The sequence below is a fragment of the Corynebacterium yonathiae genome, from assembly GCF_027570195.1.
In the GTDB taxonomy this organism is placed as follows: Bacteria; Actinomycetota; Actinomycetes; order Mycobacteriales; family Mycobacteriaceae; genus Corynebacterium; species Corynebacterium yonathiae.
In genome coordinates this window covers 37,391-53,825 of the sequence record NZ_JAKMUZ010000013.1, presented here as the reverse complement: position 1 = coordinate 53,825, position 16,435 = coordinate 37,391, and the positions used below count along the sequence as shown (strand labels likewise).

Annotated in this window: 12 protein-coding genes; 4 read left to right on the top strand and 8 right to left on the bottom strand. The window is 56.5% G+C overall.

The genetic code is table 11. The features are described 5' to 3' along the window. Window positions 1-33: 33 nt before the first annotated feature. Complete coding sequence (gene uvrA, locus L8V22_RS07815; protein WP_238801849.1) at window positions 34-2,874, bottom strand: excinuclease ABC subunit UvrA; 2,841 nt, start codon at window positions 2,872-2,874, stop codon at window positions 34-36. Between the two features lie 65 nt (window positions 2,875-2,939). Between uvrA and L8V22_RS07810 the strand changes: the two genes are divergently transcribed. The 4 genes from L8V22_RS07810 (at window position 2,940) to L8V22_RS07795 (ending at window position 8,058) form a co-directional block, all read left to right on the top strand. After that, complete coding sequence (locus tag L8V22_RS07810; protein WP_238801848.1) at window positions 2,940-3,542, top strand: MBL fold metallo-hydrolase; 603 nt, start codon at window positions 2,940-2,942, stop codon at window positions 3,540-3,542. 77 nt (window positions 3,543-3,619) lie between these two features. Then, complete coding sequence (locus L8V22_RS07805; protein ID WP_238801847.1) at window positions 3,620-4,636, top strand: DoxX family protein; 1,017 nt, start codon at window positions 3,620-3,622, stop codon at window positions 4,634-4,636. Window positions 4,637-4,795: 159 nt separating this feature from the next. Then, the gene (locus L8V22_RS07800) at window positions 4,796-7,021 is read left to right on the top strand and encodes a HelD family protein (protein ID WP_238801846.1); all 2,226 of its coding nucleotides are present in this window, start codon (window positions 4,796-4,798) and stop codon (window positions 7,019-7,021) included. Between the two features lie 20 nt (window positions 7,022-7,041). Next, window positions 7,042-8,058, top strand: a complete 1,017-nt coding sequence (locus L8V22_RS07795) for an App1 family protein (protein WP_238801845.1) — start codon at window positions 7,042-7,044, stop codon at window positions 8,056-8,058. A 67-nt stretch (window positions 8,059-8,125) separates the two neighbouring features. On the opposite strand, the gene L8V22_RS07790 is transcribed toward L8V22_RS07795, so the two are convergent. The 7 genes from L8V22_RS07790 to rpsA form a co-directional block, all read right to left on the bottom strand. Further along, window positions 8,126-8,566: a universal stress protein gene (locus L8V22_RS07790; protein ID WP_238801844.1), complete on the bottom strand. Its 441-nt coding sequence runs from the start codon at window positions 8,564-8,566 to the stop codon at window positions 8,126-8,128. Between the two features lie 83 nt (window positions 8,567-8,649). Further along, window positions 8,650-9,102 (bottom strand): universal stress protein, encoded by a 453-nt coding sequence (locus tag L8V22_RS07785; RefSeq protein WP_238801843.1) that lies wholly within the window; start codon window positions 9,100-9,102, stop codon window positions 8,650-8,652. Between the two features lie 129 nt (window positions 9,103-9,231). Further along, complete coding sequence (gene uvrB / locus L8V22_RS07780) at window positions 9,232-11,325, bottom strand: excinuclease ABC subunit UvrB (RefSeq protein WP_238801842.1); 2,094 nt, start codon at window positions 11,323-11,325, stop codon at window positions 9,232-9,234. Between the two features lie 40 nt (window positions 11,326-11,365). After that, window positions 11,366-11,728 carry a DUF4259 domain-containing protein gene (locus L8V22_RS07775; protein ID WP_238801841.1) on the bottom strand — a complete coding sequence of 121 codons (363 nt, stop codon included), beginning with the start codon at window positions 11,726-11,728 and terminating at the stop codon, window positions 11,366-11,368. Window positions 11,729-11,795: 67 nt separating this feature from the next. Beyond that, window positions 11,796-12,404, bottom strand: a complete 609-nt coding sequence (gene coaE / locus L8V22_RS07770) for a dephospho-CoA kinase (RefSeq protein ID WP_238801840.1) — start codon at window positions 12,402-12,404, stop codon at window positions 11,796-11,798. Window positions 12,405-12,484: 80 nt separating this feature from the next. After that, window positions 12,485-14,536, bottom strand: coding sequence for a glucose PTS transporter subunit IIA (locus tag L8V22_RS07765; RefSeq protein ID WP_238801839.1), 2,052 nt, complete (start codon window positions 14,534-14,536; stop codon window positions 12,485-12,487). A 299-nt stretch (window positions 14,537-14,835) separates the two neighbouring features. Further along, window positions 14,836-16,296 carry a 30S ribosomal protein S1 gene (gene rpsA, locus L8V22_RS07760; protein WP_238801838.1) on the bottom strand — a complete coding sequence of 487 codons (1,461 nt, stop codon included), beginning with the start codon at window positions 16,294-16,296 and terminating at the stop codon, window positions 14,836-14,838. Between the last annotated feature and the right edge of the window lie 139 nt (window positions 16,297-16,435).

The following is a 16,435-nucleotide window of genomic DNA, read 5'->3' as shown; positions in this document are numbered from 1 at the left end:
TGGCTCCAAGGCGTTTATTATTCACGTTGAGACCTACTTCAACATGTCCTGCAAGTAGCTACCGGTATAGGAACCTTCCACCTGCGCAACATCTTCTGGAGTACCTTGTGCAACTACGGTGCCGCCGCCCGCACCGCCTTCTGGGCCCATATCAACAATCCAATCCGCTGCCTTGATGACATCGAGGTTATGCTCAATGACCAGCACCGAGTTGCCCTTATCCACCAGGCCTTGAATAACCAACATGAGCTTGCGAATATCTTCAAAATGCAGACCAGTTGTCGGCTCATCAAGAATGTAGATGGTTCTGCCGTTAGTGCGCTTTTGCAGTTCCGAGGCAAGCTTGACGCGCTGCGCCTCGCCGCCGGAGAGCGTGGTAGCAGCTTGTCCGAGGCGAACGTAGCCCAAGCCGACGTCGACAAGCGTGGCAAGATAGCGATGAATGGAGTTGATGGGCTCGAAAAAGTCCGCAGCCTCGGAGATTGGCATATCTAGGACCTCAGCAATGTTTTTGCCCTTGTAATGCACCTCCAAGGTCTCGCGGTTATAGCGAGCCCCCTCACAGACCTCGCACGGAACATAGACGTCTGGCAAGAAGTTCATTTCGATCTTGATGGTGCCATCGCCGTGGCACGCCTCGCAGCGCCCGCCCTTGACGTTAAAGGAGAAGCGTCCGGCTTTGTAGCCGCGGACCTTAGCTTCCTGGGTTTCGGCAAAAAGGTTACGGATCTTGTCAAAAACACCCGTGTACGTCGCCGGGTTGGAGCGCGGGGTACGGCCAATCGGGCTCTGGTCTACCTGCACCAGTTTATCCAGGTGCTCTACCCCCTCGACGCGCTTGGCACGGCCGGGAACTTGACGGGCGCGGTTGAGTTTATTGGCCAAGGTCTTGGCCAGAATCTCATTGACTACGGTGGATTTACCCGAGCCAGAGACACCAGTAATGCATACCAGCACTCCCAGGGGGATTTCCACGTTGATGCCCTTGAGATTATTCTCCCGAGCGCCCACGACTTTCAGGGTGCGGTCCTTATCGATCTCCCGGCGGTGGTCCGGTACGGCGAGGACCTTCTTACCGGAAAGGTACTGGCCGGTAAGGGACTCTTCTACCTGTTCGATTCCGGTTGGTTCGCCTTGGTAGACCACTTCGCCGCCATATTCGCCTGCCCGAGGGCCTACATCGACGAGCCAATCCGATTCCCGGATAGTGTCTTCATCGTGCTCGACCACGATGAGGGTGTTACCAATATCGCGCAGGCGCTGCAGGGTCTTAATGAGTCGCTGGTTATCGCGCTGGTGCAGACCAATGGATGGCTCATCGAGTACGTACAGAACGCCAGCCAGGCCGGAACCTATCTGTGTAGCCAGCCGGATACGCTGCGCCTCGCCGCCCGAAAGCGTGGACGCGCCGCGATCGAGGGTAAGGTAATTCAAACCGACATCCAGAAGGAAACGCAGGCGAGCCTGAGTCTCCTTCAAGACAGCACCGGCAATGATTTCTTCACGATGCCCCAATACCAAGGAATCCAAAAACTCGGAGGCGTCTTCAATCGAGAGCGCGCACAGACCAGCGATGGACTGCTCACCGTGAGTGGTGGAAGCCAAACGGACGGCTAGGATTTCTGGCTTCAGGCGGGTGCCCTTACAAGTGCTACACGGCACGCGGCGGGTGTATTGCAGCAAGCGATCCTTTTGGGATTGGGAATCGGTAGTCTCCAGCTTGCGGTGAATGAAACCGGTTGCTCCCTCAAACGGCGCGGTCCAATTACGCTGGCGCCCATAGCGGTTCTTATATCGAACCTGCACCTCTTCGTCCGTGCCGTAGATAAGCGCGTGGCGCTGTTCCTTAGTCAATTCGCTAACTGGGGTCTTGGGGTCAAATCCCATAGCCTTGCCTAAACCTTCTACCAGCTTGACAAAGTAGCGAGAATTGGGGCTGGAGTGCCACGGTTGAATGGCGTCGACCGCCGGTGCATCTGGGTCCGGAATGAGCAGGTCAACATCAACTTCCAATTTGGTGCCCAGACCATCGCACACCGAGCAGGAACCAAACGGAGCGTTGAAGGAAAAAGCACGGGGCTCGTACTCTTCAATGGTCAACGTGTGACCATTCGGGCAGGCCGCCTTCTCCGAATAAGTGTGGGTGAGCTCTTCCCTGTCTACGAACTCAATGGTGACTAGCCCGTCTGCCAAGCGCAGAGCTGTTTCCACCGAATCCGTCAAACGTTGTTTTTGTGAGGCCTTTACCTGTAGGCGGTCAACCACTACCTCAATATTGTGTTTGATCTGCTTCTTCAGCTTGGGCGGATCACTAAGCTGATGGGTTTCCCCATCCACCCGGACGCGGGAATAGCCCTGGGCTGATAAATCCTGGAAGAGATCAACGAACTCGCCCTTGCGCTTGCGCACTACCGGCGCCAGCACCTGAAATTTCAGTTTCTCTTCCAGTTCCAGCACGGCGTCCACAATTTGTTGTGGCGTTTGGCGCTCGATCACCGCATCACACTTCGGGCAGTGTGGCGTTCCGGCGCGGGAGAAGAGCAAACGCAGGTAATCGTAAATTTCCGTAATCGTGCCGACCGTAGAACGCGGATTATGGTTGGTGGACTTTTGATCGATAGACACTGCGGGTGACAGGCCGTCAATAAACTCCACGTTCGGCTTGTCCATCTGCCCCAAGAACATGCGGGCATAAGAGCTCAAGGATTCGACGTAGCGGCGCTGGCCTTCTGCGAAGATGGTGTCAAAGGCCAGCGATGATTTACCGGAGCCGGATAGACCGGTAAAAACAACCATTTTATCGCGGGGGATATCTATATCCACGCCCTTGAGGTTGTGCTCGCGGGCACCGCGCACCACCAAACGATCAGCCACTGTGCTCAGACCTCCAGTACTAGGGATTGCAATCTTCCCTCGAATGTACCCGTAGGCTAGGAGACATGACTAACGAGCTTCAGCTACATCAGATTTCTGTGTCCGAGATGGACAACAACTGCTACCTCTTGCAGGCGGGCGAAGAAGGCTTGCTTGTCGACGCCGCCGATAACGCCCCCGCAATCCTCGACATGGCCCATAAGGCCGGCGTGAAAATTACCGCAGTATTGACTACCCACCGCCACTGGGATCACGTACGCGCACTCGAGGAAGTTCTCGCAGAGACCGGCGCTACCCATTACGCCTCTTTCCTAGACTCCCCGGCCATCCCTGCCGAGGTAGACGTAGAGCTCCGCGAAGGCGATTCTATCGAGTTTGCAGGCCTTCATTTACCCATCATCATCTTGCGCGGCCATACCCCTGGCGGTGCGGCACTAGTGGCAACCGTCGATGGTATAACCAATATCTTCGTGGGCGATTCACTCTTTCCTGGCGGCCTGGGAAAGACCACTTCCGAAGGTGACTTCGTACGCCTGTATAAGGACGTCACCGCCCGTATCTTTGATGAGTTTCCAGACAACACGATCGTGCGCCCCGGCCACGGTAAGTCCACTACCTTGGGCGAAGAGCGCCCTAAGCTGGGTGACTGGTGGGAGCGCCGCTGGTGATCCAGCAGCTAAAATCCGCGTACAATGGTCTAGCACACGTTAGAACCAAAGCAACGAGCTAAGGAGCTTTAAGGACTATGATTCGCAAGCTTGCCCGCCCCATGCTGGCATCTGTATTTGTATGGGAAGGCGTAGACAACCTGCGCAACGCGTCCGATCATGTAAAGGAGACCGAGGGTTTCCTCAAGACTGTGCGCAAGGCCGTTCCTTCTGAGTATCAGGGCTATATTCCCAATGACCCAGAATTGGTTACCCGCGCTATTGGCGGCGCTAAGGTAGGCGCCGGCTCCACTCTGGCCCTGGGCAAGGCACCGCGTACCTCCGCTGCGGTTCTCGCGGCCGCTACGCTGCCCAACCTAATTGGCAAGAACAACTTCTGGGCTGCGGACAACAAGGAAGACAAGGAATCCCGCCGCAACGGCTTCGTTACCAACACCGCTCTGCTCGGTGCCCTGTTTATTGCTACCCAGGACACCGAGGGCAAGCCTTCCCTGCGCTGGCGCGCTCAGAAGGCCGGCAAGCGCACGAACAAGAAGATTCAGCAGGCACTGCCTACCAAGTCTGAGTCCGAGCAAAAGCGCGAAGAGCTTTCCGCACGCGCAAACGAACTGTCCTCCAAGGCTGGCGACTGGTTGAATGAGACCTCTGCGAAGGCACAGGCTTACGTAGACGACAACAAGGACGACTGGCAGTCCACTGGCCGTGGTCTGCTCGATACCGCTAAGTCTTATGTTGACGATGCCAAGACCTACGTTGAGGACAATAAGGACGATTGGCAGGAGTCTGGCCGCGGTATGCTGAACAACGCCAAGTCCTTCCTTGAGGACTCCGTCGACAACGCCAAGACTTACGTAGAAGACAACAAGGGTGACTGGCTGGAGGCCGCACAGGCTAACCGAGACACCGCCCGTACCGGTGCTGTGAAGGCTGCTACCAAGGCGCAGGCGCGTGCCGATAAGGCAGTGGCCAAGCTGGAGGGCGCGAAGTCCAAGCGCGCAAGCAAGAAGGCTTCCAAGCACGCGGACAAACTGCAAAAAGAGGCTAATAAGAAGATTGAGGCAGCTATCAAGAAGCTGGAAAAGCGCTCTAAGTAGCCACTACTTCTTTGGCCGAGTAACTCGGCGCTGACATACGGCCCAGCTTTATGCTGGGCCGTTGTTCTTTGTCACGGCAGGGTCTAAACTCATCTCTCCCCTCGCCGGACAGCGTGCCCGGCACCTCCCCCAATTAACGTCCAATTACCAAGGAGTCACGTGACCTCAGCATCCAATAAGCACGCGGCGGCTGCAAGTTCCTCGGAGCGCGAAGCCATCGCTACTGAGCAAGATTATGTGGACGGCCTTTTCTCCCGCCTTGACGATGAGGTGGCTGCGGCAAATCAAAGGCTCAATGAGGTGCAGGCAGATGTAGACCCCTCCACCCCGGACGCGGACGCTTTGGTGCGCCGCGAAACCGAATACCACGGGCTACAGGCCAAGCTGGATCGTCTCAATGTGGCCCAAATGGGGCTCGTTTTTGGCCGGATTGATATCGACGCCCCCGGTGACAATCCCACCCCTGAAGGCCTAGATCGCCGCTACATCGGCCGCATGGGTCTGGATGCGCGTGAAGATGACTATCGCACACTGCTCCTAGACTGGCGTGCTCCCATGGCACGGCCTTTCTATCTTGCTACGACTGCCCAGCCGGAAGGGGTCCACACCCGCCGTCAAATCCGCACCAAGGGACGCACGGTCACCGGGATTCATGATGAGGTGCTTTCCGGCCCCGGCGTACGCAAAGAGGAAGCCGGCGTTGCGAGCGAATCCGCGCTCTACCACGCCATGCAACGGGCCCGCACTGGCCACATGGCGTCGATCGTGGAGACTATCCAGCGTGAGCAGGACGAGATAATCCGCGATAATACCCGCGGCGTCATGGTGGTAGAAGGCGGCCCTGGCACTGGTAAGACTGCGGTTGCTTTGCACCGCGTGGCTTATTTGCTCTATACCCACCGCGAGCTGCTTTCTGCCACTGGCGTGCTTATCGTTGGCCCCAATAGCAGCTTCTTAGACTATATTTCGCGCGTACTCCCGGAGCTTGGCGAAACCGGCGTAGTGTTGTCCACCATCGGCGAGCTCTTTCCCGGAATTGAACCAAAGCAAGACGAAGACCTTGTGGCTCGCGAAATCAAAGGTAGCGACGCCATGGTGGAGATCCTCTCTGCTGCGGTTAAGGACTATCAGCGGCTTCCTGACGCTCCGCGCGAGCTGACAGTCGACGGACTCACCTTGAGCATTACGCCCGCCATGGTAAAAAGCGCCCGCACGCGGGCACGTCGCTCGCGCAAGCCGCACAACGAAGCTCGCGGAGCTTTCATCGAACACTTCGTAGAAGACCTCGCCCAGCAGATGGCGGACAGGGTCGGTACCGATCCACTCGGCGGAGACAACCTCCTCTCGCGCGCCGATATCGATCAATTCCACGACGACCTTGCGGAAGATGCGGCCTTAGTTGCCCTGATCGATGAATTTTGGCCCGAACTCCACCCGACCGACGTGCTTGCGAGCTTAGTCTCCTCGCGTGAGCGCATTGCCTCTGCTGCCCGCGGTTATGACGAGGAAACCCAAGAAGCCCTCTACCGAGCAGAAGGTCGAGCATGGACGAATTCGGATGCCGCTCTTCTCGACGAGTTGGCTGTTCTCGTCGGCCTTCCTAACCCAGAGGAGAAAAAGGCAGCGGATGATGCTGCATGGCGCGAACAAGTGGCGGATGCAGAAGACGCTCTGGATATCTTGTCCTCCTCCGAGTCCACCGATAATGACGACGACATGTTTGAAGCGGAAATTCTTTCTGCCCACGATGTCATCGACGCCGAAACTCTGGCACACCGCCAGGAGGTCCGCGATAAGCGCACCACTGCCCAGCGCGCCCGCGAAGACCATACCTGGGCGTATGGCCACATCATTGTGGATGAGGCTCAGGAATTAACTCCCATGGAGTGGCGGATGCTCTTCCGCCGCTGCCCTTCGCGGTGGATGACCTTGGTGGGAGATACATCCCAGACTGGCTCCCCGGCAGGTGTTGATGACTGGGGTGAGGCCCTTGAGCCCTTCGTGGCGCAGCGCTTCCGCCACCATTTTCTCACCGTCAACTATCGCACCCCGCAGCCCATCACGGAGCTGGCTAATGGACTCTTAGAGGTGATTAACCCTGACGCCAGCCCGGCCACAGCCATCCGCGATGGGGTACAAGTTCGCCGTCTTGAACATGGCACTTACACCCCAGGCGTACACAATGAAGAGGATGGCAGACTCACAGCGGTCATTGACGCCGCCACGGCAGAACGCTACAAAGGCCTTGAGTTCGACCACGTGGTGGTACTAGACCCGCAACGGATCGTGGATGCCTCTCCGCAGGGTCTACAAAACCTCTATGTCTGCATCACTCGTGCTACCCAGTCGCTCACGCTAGTCGGCGACTGCGGCGAAGTTCTTTAGGCTCCCGTAAGCTTTAGGCCATGGCCTTATCTGACATCATGCGCAAAGCCGAAAGCTCACTGAACTCGATTACCCTGAAGCGCTCCCAGCAGCGTGGATGGCAGCCCCAGATTGTGGGCTATACCGGTTATGGCAATACCGAGCAGGTGAGAATCTTTGGCCGCGTGCTCATGCACGATCCTGATGAAGGCCGGAAGGATACCTGGGGTGAACGCGGCTACCAGCAGTTTCTTACCATTCAGGTAGGGCACCATGACGTGTCGGTCACTATTGGTGACAAGACCGTCGCGGGCACTACCAATAGCAATGGCTATGTCGACCTTCTCGTCCATGATCACGAGCTGGAGCCTGGTTGGCATACGGCCACGATTGAAGCCGCTAACGCGAAGGCCGTAGAAGTCCAGGTGCTTATTGTGGATCCGGCGGCGAAGATTGGCATCGTTAGCGATATTGATGACACCGTGCTAGTCACGTGGTTGCCACGTGCGTTGACCGCCGCGTGGAACTCTTGGGCTAAGCGTCCTAGCAGGCGACAGGCCGTTCCTGGAATGGCAGAGTTCTATGCCCAGCTGCAACAGCGCTTCCCCCAAGCCCCAGTGTTTTATCTTTCAACGGGCGCGTGGAATACCTTTGGCTCGCTTAAAAAATTCTTGTCCCACCACGGTTTCCCCACAGGTCCTATGCTGCTGACAGACTGGGGTCCAACCGAGACGGGCCTTTTCCGCAGCGGACAGGAGCATAAGCGAGTTCAGCTGCGCAACTTGCTGATAGCCTACCCAGACATGCAGTGGATTTTGATCGGCGATGACGGGCAACACGATCCCTTGACATATGGCGATGTGGCCAATGAGCACCCGGATCGGATTCACTCCGTCGCAATCCGCAACCTTAGTCCGCAGGAACAGCTCCTCTCACACGGCTCCCTGAGCCCCCTAGCAGATGCCAATGAAGAGGGCCATTTCACAATCCCATTGATTCAGGGCGCAAACGGCAGTGCCCTTGCTGCGGCCTTTAACGCCGCGCACCCCGCGGAGTAAGCAGCGCCTTAACGACGAAACCCGCCTTGGCCTTTTAACAAGACCAAGGCGGGTTTAATCACCACGGTTAGCTGACGGTGTGAACGATCATTACGTCGCAGTCGGACTGGCGGGCAACGTCTGCCGGAACGGAGCCCAGCAGGCGGCCGGTCAGAGAGTTGATACCGCGGTTGCCCACAATGAGCAGGTCAGCATCGTTGTCATTGACGATGGACATCAGGGCCTGCACCGGAGTACCCGGGCGAACAGCGGTTTCAACCTTGGAAGCGCCGAACTTCTCAGCGTGAGCCTTGGCGTCCTTCAGGTTTGCCTCGGCCTTCTCATCGCCCAAGATGGTTACGGAATCCTGGCGCAGGGTCTTGGAAGCCTGCTCCTGGTTCTCGTAGTATGCGCAACCGATGATCAGACGGGAATCGAATGCGGCGGCGATCTTTGCTGCTCGCTCTACAGCGAGGAGAGAAGACTTAGAACCGTCAGTACCAACAACGATCGTGTTGTAGTCGCTCATGATGACCTTTCTTTATGGGTATGTACCCGGAGTGTTTATTTAGCCTACAGGGGCAATACTGCCAGTGTAACAACGAAAAATCATTAACGTTTCTCGCTGGTATTAACTACGACGACGTCCACCTTTGACTTGTGGGTTAGTTCCGTTGGCACAGAACCAAAGACTCGACCACGAACGGAATTTACGCCGCGGTTGCCCACCACGAACAGGTCCACATCATAGTCCTGGCCTACTTCCAACAAGGCTTTTACTGGGTCTCCAGATTTCCCTACGATTTCAATGTGTTCCGCACCCTCAGACTCGGCGATGCGGGTGGCATTGTCCAGGTAGGTACCGGCCATGTCCTCACTAACAACGGGCAGACCGGCTTCGTCGCCCCTCGGAGCGCCAAGCATGGATCCAGCATGGTTATAAAAGGCTGAAATAATAATCAGCTTGGCGTCGTACGCCCGTGCCATGGACGCCGCTGCACGGACCGCGCGCAGGGAGGTTTCAGAGCCATCGGTGCCGACGGCAATGTTTTTATACGTAAGCATTATTCTCCTTGCAGTTGAACTATTTCACAGTGACAACTAAGCGGCGCTTCTGGCACCAGTCCAGTATAACTAGCACAGCTGTTTAGAGAAGCAACCGCGAAGCTAATAATCACTTTCAGGGGGAGAAAACTAAATTCCCGCTTCCTTCAAACCACGCAATTCCTTTTTCAGATCAGCAATTTCATCGCGGAGCCGCCCCGCCAGCTCGAATTTAAGCTCGCGCGCGGCTGCACCCATTTGGGCCGAGAGGTCGTCGATAAGTGCCTGCACCTCATCGGTGGCCATGCTGGAAATATCGCGCTTTTCCACCACTGCAGAGGGATCGGAGCCGGACTCCTCCTCCCCGCCGTCCTCATAAACCTGGTCCAGGATATCGGCGATTTTCTTCCGCAATGGCTGCGGGTCAATCCCATGTTCCCTGTTATAGGCAATCTGCTTCTCACGACGCCGCTCCGTCTCCTCAATGGCCTCCTGCATGGAGTCGGTGATTTTATCGGCATACATAATGACCTCACCAGAGACGTTACGGGCAGCACGGCCAATGGTCTGGATGAGGGAGGTGGTAGAGCGCAGGAAGCCTTCCTTGTCCGCATCCAAGATGGCAACAAGAGATACCTCGGGAAGGTCAAGGCCCTCGCGCAGGAGGTTGATGCCTACGAGAACATCAAACTCGCCAAGGCGCAATTGGCGCAACAACTCTACGCGCTGCAAGGTATCGATATCCGAGTGCAGGTAGCGCACCTTAATTCCCTGCTCCAAGAGGTAATCGGTGAGGTCTTCTGCCATGCGCTTCGTAAGCGTGGTCACCAATACTCGCTCTTGCTGCGATATGCGGGTACGCACCTCATCAATAAGGTCATCAATCTGGCCCTTAGTGGGCTTGACTGTAACCTTTGGATCCACCAGACCTGTCGGGCGAATGACCTGCTCCACGTATTCGCCGTCAGAGGACGTAAGCTCAAAGTCACCCGGGGTGGCGGACATATACACGGTTTGTCCCACGCGTTGCTCAAACTCATCGAAGGTCAGCGGGCGGTTATCCACCGCAGACGGCAAGCGGAAACCAAATTCCACCAAATTGCGCTTGCGGGACATATCGCCTTCGAACATGCCACCAATCTGCGGGACCGTGACGTGGGACTCGTCAATGATGGTGAGAAAGTCCTCTGGGAAATAATCGAGTAGCGTTGCCGGCGCTGAGCCAGCCGGACGGCCATCAACGTGGCGGGAGTAGTTCTCGATACCAGAGCAGAAACCCACCTGCTCGATCATTTCCAGATCGTATTCTGTGCGCATACGCAAACGCTGCGCCTCAAGCAGCTTGCCGCGGTTTTCTAGGTCTTCCAGGCGCTCGGCCAATTCCTCCTTGATTGCAGCCACTGCCTTTTCCATGCGCTCGGGGCCGGCTACATAGTGCGTCGCTGGGAAGATGCGAACCTCATCTACTTCCTCTATGACATCGCCAGTCACGGGGTGAATGTAATACAGGGAATCGATATCGTCGCCGAAGAATTCAATGCGCACCGCACGTTCCTCGTAGGCCGGAATGATATCTACCGTATCGCCCTTGGCGCGGAAGGTGCCGCGGGTAAACCCCACGTCATTGCGTTCATATTGGATATCCACCAGTAGTCGCAGGAACCGATCGCGGTCCAGCTCCTCATCAACAGAAATGATTACCGAGCGATCCAGGTAGGACTGTGGAGTACCCAAGCCATAAATGCAGGAGACGGAAGAGACTACGACCACGTCCCTACGAGACAACAAGGCGGACGTGGCCGAATGGCGCAGGCGCTCAACGTCCTCATTGATGGAAGAATCCTTTTCAATATAGGTATCCGTCTGCGCGATATACGCCTCTGGCTGGTAGTAGTCATAATAAGACACGAAATACTCCACCGCGTTATGTGGCAAGAGTTGGCGCAGCTCATTGGCGAGCTGCGCTGCGAGGGTCTTATTGGGCGCCATCACTAGCGTGGGCCGCTGCTGCTTTTCGATAAGCCATGCTGCAGTAGCAGATTTGCCTGTACCGGTAGCACCCATGAGCACGACATCGCGCTCATCGCGGTTCAGCCGCTCATTGAGCTCTGCAATGGCAGTGGGCTGGTCACCAGCTGGCTCATATTCAGAAACGACCTGAAACTCGCCTGGGGTGCGCTCCACCTCGCTGACAACGCGGTGCTCGGAATTTGGAATGAGGGGATGTTCAGCAGCAAAAGCCATGCCCACTACTCTACTGCCTAAGTGGCGCGCCTAGCCATGATCAGGGCAGGGAGTCCTGCGCGGTACGAAGCCATTCCTCTAACTCGCCAGTCGTCTCCCACAGCGCATACACGGAAGAGGCCTCGGGCCGCATCGCACTATTAATGCGGCGGCGCAGCCAAGCCTTTGACTGCGGTGTGTACAGGGGCTCCAGATCCTCGCGATAAATTCCTTCCGGCAGTGCATCAGCTTCCAGCTTCAATAACGCGCCGAGTGCAATCATGGTTTCTGCGTCATCTGAGTCTATGGGCTCTGTGGAACATGATTGCTGAAAGTTTTTGAGATCGAAAGAACCATCCCGCAAGCTTGCGAGTAGTTCTCGCGCCGCGTGATTATCAAAAGGCCCAGTATCCCACGTTCCCACGGCGGGTAGCTTAAGCCGCCAAGGTTAACGAGACTTCGAAAGGGTGTAAATTTTAGCTACCCAATAGTTAAACCTTGGGTGACTCGGCTGCAATGCGGTCCATGACTTCGATCGTTCGCTCACGTAGCTGGTCCAGCGTGCCATTATTATCAATGACGTGCGTGGCCGCGGCAAGCCGCACCTCATCCGGCACCTGCGCTGCTATCCGACGCCGTGCATCGTCTTCTTCCAGTCCACGCGAGGTTATAAGCCGGCGGACGCGCTCCTCTGGGGTCACATCGACCACGATGACGCAGTCCATATCTTTATCCAAGCCGTTATCCACCAACAACGGCATATCGTAAACGGCGAAGTCACAGCCATCTCCACGTGCCGCCGCAAATTGACGCTGTGTTTCCTCCTGGATGCGCGGATGGGTAATAGAATTCAACAACTCAGTATGCTGTTTATCCGCGAAGGCTCGCCGAGCCAGCTCCTTGCGGTTGAGCTGACCATCCGCCAGCAAGATATCTTTTCCAAATGCTGCTGCCAACTCGGATAAAGCAGGCTGTCCAGGCTGTACGACCTCGCGTGCAATCGCATCAGCATCGACTATTCGCCACCCGCGCTCACGGCATAGTGCTGCGACTGTTGACTTGCCACTGCCAATACCGCCCGTTAGCCCAATGAGTTTCATGCTCGCCACCCTACGCGAAAAGGAGCCCCACCATCCGTGATGGTGAAGCTCCTTTTTTAATCCAAGCTATACGCGAACCTCTATTGCGCTGCTTCCTCAGCCTTCGGAGAGACGTGAAGCAGGGTATCACTCGGGGAAACCTGGCCGGCGTCGCCAGTGACAGAACCAAACTTGGTGGCATTGGTGACCACCACTGGAGTAATCAAGTTATAGCCCTTGGAACGGATGAACTCTGGATCAAAGGTAATCAACTTATCGCCAGCGGAGATGCGTTGCTTCTTCGCCACGTGGACTTCAAAACCTTCGCCTGCCAGCTCCACGGTGTCGAGACCTACGTGGATGAGTAGCTGCACACCGTTATCCAAGCTTAGGCCTACCGCATGGCCAGAATTTTGAACGGTGAGCACCTTGCCGTCGGCAGGCGCAAAGACCGCATTGCCAGCCGGCTGGACCGCCATACCCGGGCCCAACTTTGCTGCGGCGAAAATGGGATCCGGAACTTCCGACAGATCGACCGCTTCGCCCTCGAGAGGAGAATCCAGCGCAATCGCTTCCTTCCCAGCCTGCTTGGTGGCCACGCCGGTGGCAGCAGCGCCTGCGGCGCTAGCGGGAACGGCGCCGCCCTCGCTGGCGGAGTCCGCATCTTTGCTCTTGGAGAAATTCAACTCTCCGCGAGCAGCTGCATCATCAACAGTCTCGCCTTGCTCGCGCGCGATGCGCTCCAAGTCGGCCTGTTTTTCTTCTGCCGTGCGGTAGCCGAAGAACAAGGTGAGGATGAAGGAAGTAAGGAAAGCAGCCGAGATGCCCAGCACGTAGCCCAAATGCGGGGTCATGGCGCTGGTGGTCAACGCCGAGGTAAAGACGAAGGCTTCTGCACGGACATCGAAAAGACCGATGATTGCGCCACCCAAGGCACAACCTGGCAGCAACCGGTAGTAGCTGCGGCGGAAGCGCAACAAGATGCCGTACAGGGAAGGTTCCGACACGCCGCCTAGGATGCCCGCTGCGAACGCACCGATGGAGACCTGGCGCATGGCATTGTTCTTCTCCTTGAAGGAGATGACCATGACCGCGCCGACGACACCGAAGCAGGCAAAGTTCCATGCGCCCATCGGCCCTTGAATGAAGTCGTAGCCGTAGGTGGCGATGTTCTGGATCATGATGACGTTCAGCGGCCAGTGCAGGCCCATCGGCACCAGGAATGGGTACAGCAGCGGGACGACAATAGCCAAGATGAAAGGCGAGAAATCATTGATTTGATAAAGGACCCAGGAAATGCCGTTGCCCACGCCAATGCCGAACGGGCCAAGGAGGAAGGCCGTTGCCGGAATCATAATCAGCAGGGAGAAGAACGGTACGAAAACCATGTGTACCGCGCTTGGAATAACCTTTTTCAGTCCCTTTTCCACCCAATATAGACCGATTGCAGCCAGGATCGGCGGGAAGACCTGGGAGCCGTAGGAGTCAATAACCAACGGCAGACCAAAGATATTTGCGGTATCGCCTGCTTCGCCCAGGGACAAAAACTCCGGGGTAAGAAGTGCCGCTGGGATAGCGGCAGAAACCCACATATTTGCACCTAGTTTCTGAGCCGCAGTCGCTCCCACCATCACCGGTAGGAAGTAAAAGACCGACTGGTACATCGCGTGAGCCAAACGGAAACCTTCTGGCTGCTCCTCCAGCGGAGCACGGAAATCCTGAATACCAAAGGTGTCCGCCAAGATCAGCAGCATGATAATGAGCGAGGCACCCAACAGTGCCCAGAGAACAGGGCGGAAGGTATCAGAAAGAAATTCGAAGCAGTAATCTACCCAATCGTACTTTCCGCGAACACCGTCGTACTCCTTCTTGGAGGACGCCGTTTTCTCACCGGAAGCGTGTACACCGGGCTGCTTGATGATTTCGTTGTAATAGTCAGCAACGCCGCCGCCCATGACTACTTGGTAGCCGTGGGCGCCTTGTGGCACGGTGCCTAGCACCGCTGGGTCGCTGTCGAGCTTTTCTTTATCAACTTTCCCCGCATCAGCAAGTTGGAAACGCAGGCGCGTCGCACAGTGCGTCAGCGACGTAATGTTGTCAGCGCCGCCGATGCTTTCAACGATGTGGGCGGAAGTGTCTTTGGTAGATGCCACTTCTTACTCCTCAGTTCAAATACCACCTATAACCAGTACGACACTGGCTATAACGTCATAGTTGAGTATAAGAGGATTCCCACATGAACAAAAGCCCGTTTTGTGGTCTTTCCAGGCTCTTTTTGCTTCCCTCTGTCCGTCTACGCTGGTCAACCATTTATATATCTGAAATGCCCCAGCAAACGATTGCAGAGTCTGTCTCAAAGATCACAAAAGCCGCGTCCACCCCGTCTGTATGACGAAGTAAACGCGGCCTTGAAGCTGAGCTCTAAGGCTCAGCAGGGAACTAAGCGGAAGCTTTAGTTGCCAGCGAGCTTGTCGCGCAGTGCGGCGAGCTGCTCATCGGAAGCCAGGGAGCCGCCAACCTCTGCCTGAGTCTCGGATGCCGGAGCTGCATCGGAGGAATCAGAGGAGTAGTTGGAGGACTCTGCAGACTCAGCAGCCTCAGCGGCTGCGGCGCGGTTGCGCTCGATCTGAGCGGTGTGCAGGTTGAAGCGACGCTCGGACTCTGCGTAGCGTGCCTCCCAAGCCTGACGCTGCTCGTCGAAGCCTTCCTTCCACTCGTTAGTCTCAGGGTCAAAGCCCTCAGGGAAGACGTAGTTGCCCTGCTCGTCGTAGGAGTCAGCCATGCCGTACTTGGACGGATCGAACTCTTCGGTGTAGTCCTCGTCTGCTTGCTTAACGGACAAGGAGATACGACGACGCTCGAGATCGATGTCGATGACCTTGACCATAACTTCCTGGCCAACGGTGACAACCTGGTCTGGCACCTCGACGTGGCGCTGAGCCAGCTCGGAGATGTGAACCAGGCCCTCGATGCCCTCTTCGACGCGAACGAAGGCGCCGAATGGAACGAGCTTGGTGACCTTGCCCGGAACGATCTGACCCACAGCGTGGGTGCGGGCGAATACACGCCATGGATCTTCCTGGGTAGCCTTCAGGGACAGGGAAACGCGCTCGCGGTCCAGATCAACATCCAGAACCTCAACGGTTACCTCGTCACCAACGGTGACAACCTCGGATGGGTGGTCAATGTGCTTCCAGGACAGCTCGGAAACGTGAACCAGGCCGTCGACACCGCCGAGATCGACGAAGGCGCCGAAGTTGACGATGGAGGACACAACGCCCTTGCGGACCTGGCCCTTCTGCAGCTGGTGCAGGAACTCGGAGCGAACCTCGGACTGGGTCTGCTCCAGGTATGCACGGCGAGACAGAACAACGTTGTTGCGCTGCTTGTCCAGCTCGATGATCTTTGCTTCCAGTTCCTGGCCGATGTACGGCTCCAGGTCGCGGACGCGACGCATCTCAACCAGAGATGCAGGCAGGAAGCCACGCAGGCCGATATCCAGGATGAGGCCGCCCTTGACAACCTCGATAACGGTACCGGTGACAGGCTCTTCCTTGGCCTGCAGCTCCTCGATGGCGCCCCAAGCGCGCTCGTACTGTGCACGCTTCTTGGACAGGATCAGGCGGCCTTCCTTGTCCTCCTTGGTGAGAACAAGTGCGTCAACCTCATCGCCGACCTCAACAACCTCATCTGGGTTGACGTCGTGCTTGATGGACAGCTCGCGGGAAGGGATAACGCCTTCGGTCTTGTATCCGATGTCCAGCAGTACCTCGTCGTGGTCAACCTTGACGACGGTACCCCCGACGATGTCACCATCGTTGAAGTACTTGATGGTGGCGTCTACAGCTGCGAGGAAGTCCTCTGCGGTTCCGATATCGTTGATCGCAACCTGCGGGGTATTAGAAGATGGCATATTAAGAAATGCTCCGAATAAATGTAGGAAATCGAAATTGGACAACTGCGCGTCTCTCGAAAAAGCCTGATAAGCTGCCCAAAAGGCAGCAAAAAAGAAAATATTCGATCCCGCCTCGTGATTGCTTAAAGCCTTCCTA

Excerpts from the sequence above, each read along its gene's own strand:
- L8V22_RS07795 (WP_238801845.1), top strand. The coding sequence starts at position 7,042 with ATGGCCTTATCTGACATCATGCGCAAAGCCGAAAGCTCACTGAACTCG.
- rpsA (WP_238801838.1), bottom strand. The coding sequence starts at position 16,296 with ATGCCATCTTCTAATACCCCGCAGGTTGCGATCAACGATATCGGAACC.
- L8V22_RS07805 (WP_238801847.1), top strand. The coding sequence starts at position 3,620 with ATGATTCGCAAGCTTGCCCGCCCCATGCTGGCATCTGTATTTGTATGG.
- L8V22_RS07810 (WP_238801848.1), top strand. The coding sequence starts at position 2,940 with ATGACTAACGAGCTTCAGCTACATCAGATTTCTGTGTCCGAGATGGAC.
- coaE (WP_238801840.1), bottom strand. The coding sequence starts at position 12,404 with ATGAAACTCATTGGGCTAACGGGCGGTATTGGCAGTGGCAAGTCAACA.
- L8V22_RS07785 (WP_238801843.1), bottom strand. The coding sequence starts at position 9,102 with ATGCTTACGTATAAAAACATTGCCGTCGGCACCGATGGCTCTGAAACC.
- L8V22_RS07790 (WP_238801844.1), bottom strand. The coding sequence starts at position 8,566 with ATGAGCGACTACAACACGATCGTTGTTGGTACTGACGGTTCTAAGTCT.
- uvrB (WP_238801842.1), bottom strand. The coding sequence starts at position 11,325 with ATGGCTTTTGCTGCTGAACATCCCCTCATTCCAAATTCCGAGCACCGC.